General features: G+C 33.1%; 6 protein-coding genes. 1 reads left to right on the top strand and 5 read right to left on the bottom strand.

Annotated elements, in window-relative coordinates; genetic code table 11:
• Window positions 1-73: 73 nt before the first annotated feature.
• Window positions 74-778 carry a toxin-antitoxin system YwqK family antitoxin gene (locus tag B0A65_RS20365; RefSeq protein WP_074656848.1) on the bottom strand — a complete coding sequence of 235 codons (705 nt, stop codon included), beginning with the start codon at window positions 776-778 and terminating at the stop codon, window positions 74-76.
• A gap of 297 nt (window positions 779-1,075) precedes the next feature.
• Between B0A65_RS20365 and B0A65_RS20370 the strand changes: the two genes are divergently transcribed.
• Window positions 1,076-2,062 carry a fasciclin domain-containing protein gene (locus tag B0A65_RS20370; protein ID WP_074656846.1) on the top strand — a complete coding sequence of 329 codons (987 nt, stop codon included), beginning with the start codon at window positions 1,076-1,078 and terminating at the stop codon, window positions 2,060-2,062.
• 51 nt (window positions 2,063-2,113) lie between these two features.
• Here B0A65_RS20370 and yidC read toward each other — a convergent pair whose 3' ends face one another.
• The 4 genes from yidC to B0A65_RS20390 form a co-directional block, all read right to left on the bottom strand.
• The gene (gene yidC / locus B0A65_RS20375) at window positions 2,114-4,027 is read right to left on the bottom strand and encodes a membrane protein insertase YidC (protein ID WP_074656844.1); all 1,914 of its coding nucleotides are present in this window, start codon (window positions 4,025-4,027) and stop codon (window positions 2,114-2,116) included.
• 81 nt (window positions 4,028-4,108) lie between these two features.
• Window positions 4,109-5,722 carry a CTP synthase gene (locus B0A65_RS20380; protein WP_074656843.1) on the bottom strand — a complete coding sequence of 538 codons (1,614 nt, stop codon included), beginning with the start codon at window positions 5,720-5,722 and terminating at the stop codon, window positions 4,109-4,111.
• A 512-nt stretch (window positions 5,723-6,234) separates the two neighbouring features.
• Window positions 6,235-6,471: a DUF3820 family protein gene (locus B0A65_RS20385; RefSeq protein WP_074656841.1), complete on the bottom strand. Its 237-nt coding sequence runs from the start codon at window positions 6,469-6,471 to the stop codon at window positions 6,235-6,237.
• Window positions 6,472-6,683: 212 nt separating this feature from the next.
• Window positions 6,684-7,604: PIG-L family deacetylase (locus B0A65_RS20390; RefSeq protein WP_207556469.1), on the bottom strand; the 921-nt coding region annotated here is incomplete at its 5' end.

A 7,604-nucleotide genomic window follows, 5' to 3' on the forward strand; every position in this document is an offset into this window, starting at 1 on the left:
TTTAAATATTGATTTATAAATTGGTGAATTCGTGGCAAAAAAATTCTTTTTACTCAAGCAATTTCGAGACCTATTATTCCATTTTAGGTTTTGAATCCGCTTTATAATTGCTTTTCGGATCGCTCATATTTACTTCTTTAGTTAATTTTCCTTTTAGATAAAACTGCCACATTCCCACTTTCTTTCCGTTTAAAAATTTTCCTTTAGAGGCCATAACACCATCAGAATCATAAAAAATAGCGTCTCCGTTGTACTCATTATTCTTATATGTGCTCTGTTCTAAAAGAAAGGCATTTTGACCGTATTTTTTATAAGTCCCATCTTTTAAACCATTTTTATACGTCATTTCTTCTGCAATTTTAGAATCCGGATAAAAAACAGACCTCACACCTTCTAACTTACCATTTTTATAATTTTCAAGTGTCATAACCACTTTCGAAGCTTTATGATAATATTTCCATTCCCCTTCACGGGCTTTACCCACTTCTCTTCCTTCACTTACTTTATTTTTATTCTGATCATAAAAAATAGTAAATGAACTGCCGTCATTAGCAGTAAAATCTCGAGTAGCTACAACATCACCTTTTTTAGTGTCATCAAAAAATTTAAATATTCCTGTTTCTTTACCATGACTAAAAGTTCCTTCATAACGTGGACGTTTGGAAAGTTCATATGTTCCTTTCCAGGCTCCGTCTTTTTTTCCACTGGCATCTATTTTATTAAAATCTTGAGAAAAAGCGGTAACACTTATTAAAAATAAAATCAAAAAATTTTTCATAATATGTTTTTCTATATAACAATAAAAAGTACGTTTTAGTATTGCAAAAGTAGCTTCATTTTCACTTTTATTACCCAAAAAATAATTTTAATTTTTGTTTAATCATTTTGCCACATTTGAATCTACACGAATATTCAAAAAGCAAGTCATTAAAACATAATTAACTAGCAATCAGCAAAATACAACCTTAAACAAAAAGGTTAAATATATATTAAAATTAATAATTGTTTAATTAATTGTAAATTTTGTTAAACAAAATAAATAACTTAGCAGTAACAAACAAAAAAAATCAATATTATGAAAACAATCAAATTTAAATTAATTGCTCTGGTAGCATTAATTGCTTTCGTCAGTATTTCATGTAACAATGATGATGATGATGATGATGATTCATCTCAACAACCCCAAACGATCGTCTCTATTGCGAAAGCAGATCCTAATCTCAGCTCTTTGGTTGCCGCTCTTGAAAAAGCAGATCTGGTTACCACACTGAACTCTTCCGGTTCTTATACCGTTTTTGCGCCTACCAATACCGCTTTTAGCGCATTTTTAACAGCCAAAGGTTATGCCAATTTAAATGCTGTTCCTGTTCCTGCCCTAAAAGAAATATTATTAAATCATGTTTTGAGTACCAAAGTAAAATCGACAGAAATTGCAACAGGCTACGTAAAGACTTTAGCTAAAGGAAGTGCATCGACTTCAAATACCATAAGTATGTATCTTGAAAAAGGTTCCGGTGTTGCTATTAACGGTGGAAAAACAAATGGCGGAGCAACAGTTACTACTGCCGATATTCAAGCATCAAACGGAATCATTCATGTAGTTGATGGTGTTATCGGATTACCGACTATTGTTAATCATGCGGTAGCCAATAAAAACTTCACTACTCTTGTTGCTGCTTTAACTTTCAATCCTTCATCTGGTTTTGCCGGAATATTATCAGGAACCGCCAGCTCGCCGTTTACTGTTTTCGCTCCAACAAATGCTGCTTTTACAAGTTTCTTAACTGAAACTGGATTTTCAGGACTTCCAGCTATTCCTGCCAATGTTTTAGAGACTACTTTAAAATATCATGTTGTAGCCGGAGCAAATGTACAATCGACCGCATTAACAAACGGGCAAGTAGTAAGTACTTTTGCCGGACAAAATTTTACAATTGGTTTAACTGGAGGTGCAAAAATCACAGATGCGAGCAATAGAGTAAGTACTATTGTAGCTACAGATGTTCAGTGCTCAAATGGAATCATTCATGTAATAGACAAAGTTCTATTACCTAAATTTTAAACACAAAAAAGCCGTCAAAAAGACGGCTTTCTTATTTATAAATAATATTATTTATTTCTTTTTATTCTGCCCTTTCGCAGCTTCTTGTTGCTCCATAACTTCCTGAAGACGTTGTTGAAACTTACTTTGTTTTTTAGGCTCTTTTAATTTATTTTCCTGAATTTGAGCGTGAATTTTATCTGTATCAACTATATAGTTTTTAATAACAAACATAATTCCAATTGTAATTAAGTTTGAAATAAAGTTATACAAACTCAAACCAGCACCATAGCTATTAAAGAAAATCAACATCATTAATGGCGAAACATAGATCATGATTTTCATCATTTTTGCCATGTCCGGCATACCTTCTTGTTGAGGCGCCGCCATTTGCTGATCTCCAGAAGTCATTTTCATGTAGAAGAAAATCGCAATTGCTGCCATAATTGGGAACAAACTGATGTGACTTCCATACAAAGGAATATGGAATGGCAATTGTACGACAGCATCAAATGAAGATAAATCGTCGGCCCAAAGGAAACTTTTTTGTCTTAATTCAAAAGCTGATGGAAAGAACTGAAATGATGCATACATGAATGGAAGCTGAATCAATGCCGGGATACATCCTGCCATTGGGTTTACCCCCGCTTTGTTGTACAACTTCATTGTTTCCTGCTGTTTCTTCATTGGGTCTTTTTTGAATTTTTCTCCCAACTCTGTAATCTCTGGACGCAAAACTTTCATTTTAGCCTGAGACAAAAATGATTTATATGTAATTGGCGACATTGCCAATTTGATAAGTATAGTAAAAATGATAATTGCAATTCCTAAAGACAATCCAATTGTTGAACTTAAGAATCCAAATAACGGAATAAAAATCCATTTATTGATCCATCCAAAAATTCCCCATCCTAATGGAATAATTTTTTCGAAATTTTTATCGTATGATTTTAATGTTTTATAATCAGATGGTCCAAAATACCAGCTCATTTTATAATCAACTTCTCCATTAGAAAAAGCTAAAGGAACTGTTGCTCTAAATTGCTTTACAAATGTTGTATCGATAGCTTCATCTTTAACTAAATCATCAGATTGCAATTTAGATTTTTCGAATGGCTTATCAGTTGCTAAAATAGCAGCAAAAAAGTGTTGTTTAAAAGCGATATAACTTACTTTTTCCGGAGTATCTTCTTTTCCTACACCTGCGCTTACATAGTTAGATTTTTCATCACCATATTCATATTCTAACTGAGCATATCTTTTTTCAATAGAAACGCTTTTCTCATTTCTGTAACTTTTCAAATCCCATTGTAAATCTAATGGTTTAGAAGAATTTAAGACTTTATTTAATCCTTGAGAACGAATATCAAAACCAACTAAATAGTCATTTGCTTTTAAGATGTATTTATATTCTAAAAATTCGTTTGCACCCGCTTTCAAACGCATTGTTAAGATTTGATCTGCTCCGCTTTTAGTCAAAGTTGGTTCAAAATATAAATCCTTAGAATTTAAAGTTCTGTTATCTGTAGTTTGTAACTGAATGTTTAGATTCGAATTATTATCTCTAATTAATTCTACTAATTGACCTGAATTTTTCTCAAACCTTTTGAATTCTTTCAACGTAGCTTCAACTATGTAACCACCTTTATTGGCGATTTTCAGTATCATCTTTTCGTTTTCAATAGTTGTAAAACCTTCTTTTGCAGAAGGAAGTGTAGCCGAATAAGCAAAACCACCTAAAGTTTTTTGCAATTGTGCCAATTGAACTGTATCACCAGGAGTTGTTGCAGCAGCAACTGGCAAAACGGCTGTTTTAGTTTTATCCACTTTAGCCTGAGCTTCCTGCTTAGCAACTAATTCTTTCTTGGCTTTTTCAGCAGCAATTTCCTTATCAGAAGGCTGATTTTGGTACATAATCCAAATCAAAATTCCAAATATCAATACAAAACCAATGATTGAATTAAGATCAAATTTTTTTTCTTCCATTATTAATTTAAAAAAGTTATTCGTTAAAGGCTATTAGTTGTGAGTTGGACTCAAACGTTACATCCTTTTAGAATATTAATATTATTTTTTATGCGTATTAACAGCAGCAGCCACAAAGTTTACAAAAATTGGATGTGGGTTTGCAACAGTACTTTTATATTCAGGATGGTATTGCACTCCAATGAAAAACGGGTGATTTTCAAGTTCTATAATTTCTACCAAACCAGTATCAGGATTAACTCCAGAAGCAATTAAACCTGCTTTCTGTAATTCATCTTTATATTTATTATTATATTCATAACGGTGACGGTGACGCTCTGAAATCGTCTTTTGACCGTAGATTTTATGTGCTAGTGAGTTTGGTTTAATATCACATTTCCAAGCCCCTAAACGCATTGTTCCACCTTTATCAGTAACATTCTTTTGTTCTTCCATCAAATTCACCACAGGATGTTTTGTTTTTTCATTCATCTCTGTAGAATTCGCTTCAGCGTAACCTAAAATATTTCTTGAATATTCGATAACAGACATTTGCATTCCCAAACAAATCCCGAAAAATGGAATATTATTTTCACGTGCAAAACGAACCGCTTCTATTTTTCCTTCAATTCCTCTTTCACCAAAACCAGGAGCTACTAAAACCCCATCAAGAGGTCCTAATTTTTCTTCTACATTATCACTATTAATATGTTCTGAATGTATCGAAATTACGTTAACTTTAGTTTCATTTGAAGCACCTGCATGAATGAACGCCTCTAAAATAGATTTGTAACAATCCTGCATTTCTACATATTTTCCAATCAAACCAATATTTACGGTATGTTTTGGATTTTTTAATCTGCGTAAAAAAGTATTCCAGTTTTTTAAGTCTGGTGCCGCTTTTTTAGGTAAATCTAATTTTTTCAAAGCCACAACATCTAATCCTTCTTCAAGCATCAAATTTGGAACTTCATATATGGTTGAAGCATCTATCGATTGAATAACTGCCTCTCTTTTTACATTACAAAATAATGCTAATTTATTACGCAATTCATCTGAAAGTTCGTGCTCAGTTCTGCAAACCAAAATATCAGCTTTAATACCGCTTTCCATCAACGTTTTTACAGAGTGCTGTGTAGGTTTTGTTTTCAATTCACCTGCAGCAGCCAAATAAGGAACCAAAGTTAAATGAATAACGATTCCGTTATTTTCGCCCAACTCCCAAACCAACTGACGAACAGACTCGATATAAGGTAAAGACTCAATATCACCAACTGTTCCACCAATTTCAGTAATAACAATATCATAATCACCAGATTTACCCAGCAATTGCATTCTGTCTTTGATTTCGTTTGTAATATGAGGAACAACCTGAACCGTTTTCCCTAAAAATTCTCCTCTTCTTTCTTTCTCAATAACCGAAAGATAAACTCTTCCTGTAGTAACGTTATTCGCCTGAGAAGTAGGAACGTTCAAAAAACGTTCGTAGTGACCTAAATCTAAATCGGTTTCAGCACCATCATCTGTTACATAACATTCTCCATGTTCGTACGGATTAAGTGTTCCCGGGTCTACATTTATATACGGGTCAAATTTTTGAATAGTTGTACGGTATCCTCTTCCTTGTAACAATTTTGCTAAAGATGCCGCGATAATCCCTTTTCCTAATGAAGAAGTCACACCGCCTGTAACAAAAATATATTTTGTTTGATTCATTCTGTTGTTGTTTGTATGTAGTTGTGTAAAAAACTTGGCAAAAGTACAAATTTAATTAGATTATTTGTCAATAAGAGAATGAGATAATTTGCAAATTTTTAAACAGAATGATTATATGGTTTTGTAATCGATAATTTTAACTTTTAATTTGGGATTTTTTTGAAAAATGTATTTAAATTGAGACTAATTATTGCTCTCTAATTTAATTATGATTGCAAAGTTATTTCACTTTCTTACTATAAGTTTTACAGGAAACTTTAAGCAAAAAAAAATATTATAATTTTAAAACATCGACCTGTACACATTTATAAATTCAGTCTTGAATTCTGTGGTGCCAATTTGTTTTTAAAAATTATAATATTTTTTATGTCTATTATAATTTCAAAATATTGACTTGTACACATTTACAAATTCAGTCTTGAATTCTGTGGTATCAATTAGTTTTTAAAAATTATAATATTATATACATCAAACTTAAATAAAAAAAATCAAACCACCAAAGATTTTTCCTACTATTTAATTGGTTTCGGATATTGCTTTTTAATATTCCGAATTAATTCCTCCAAACCATTCAGTTTTAACTCGTAAATGAGAGCTAATTGCTGTCCTAATTCTCCATTAGGAAAACCTTTATTATGATACCAAACCACGTAATACTCCGGTAAATCGATTAAAAATCGCCCTTCGTATTTCCCGAAAGGCATTTTGGTATGAGCTAATTTTATGAGCAGTTTTTTGTCTTGTTCCATTTTTTTAGAGAGGAAAGAAGCTAGAACAAAGAAAATAGATTATTCCGCTTAATTTAATTGTATGCAAAACTATCACTTATTTTTTCTTTTGCCACAGATTAAAAGGATTTAAAAAATTTTCGCCACGAATTCACGAATTATATTTAAATCAATTCGTGAATTCGTGGCGAATATAAAATCTTAGAATCTTAGTCCCTTAGAACCTTAGCAACTTAATAGTGCCATCTCACAAAAGCTTCCATAGCGGCATAAGTTGCCAAACCTAACTGTTGGTATAAAGCTGCTGTTTCTGCATTTCTGTCTTCGGCTCTTTGCCAAAATTCCCTTGCATCGGTTCCCTGAAAAACTACACCATCTTTTTGAGACTGGTGCTTGAAGATTCCGTGACGTTTTGCCAAAACCTGATCCGGGCTCATTGGTACTGCCATCTCCACTTCGTCAATTCCCCATTCCTGCCATGCTCCACGGTATAACCATAACCAGCAATCATCCATAAACGATTTTGGTTTTAGAGCTTTTACCGCTTCAAAAATAGCATCCAGACATACTTTATGTGTTCCGTGCGGATCTGCTAGATCTCCTGCAGCATATATTTGGTGTGGTTTGATTTTTTCAATTAAATCCATTGTCAATTGAATATCTTCTTTGCCAAGTGGTTTTTTCTCAATTGTTCCGGTTTCATAAAATGGTAATTCCATAAAATGAATCTGATCATCTGTCAATCCAACAAAATGACTTGTTGCTCTCGCTTCTCCTTTCCTGATCAATCCTTTGATATAACGCACTTCCGGAATATCAATTTCGCTGTTCTTTTTATTGGTTAAGAAAGTCGCCGCTTTTTGGTAAATATCATCTGCCTGAGCACTTTTGATTCCGAATTTCTCATTGTAATCAATCACGAATCTTGCAAAACGTAATGCTTCATCATCCGCTACAGCGATATTTCCTGAAGTTTGATACGCAACATGAACTTCATGCCCTTGCTCTTGCAAACGCATGAAAGTTCCTCCCATACTAATGATATCATCATCTGGGTGCGGACTAAAAATCAACACACGTTTTTTAGCCGGTTCTGCTCTTTCCGGACGATTTGAATCATCTGAATTTGGTTTCCCGCCTGGCCATCCCGTGAT

It is taken from the genome of Flavobacterium frigidimaris (genome assembly GCF_002217275.1).
Taxonomy (GTDB): domain Bacteria; phylum Bacteroidota; class Bacteroidia; order Flavobacteriales; family Flavobacteriaceae; genus Flavobacterium; species Flavobacterium aquidurense.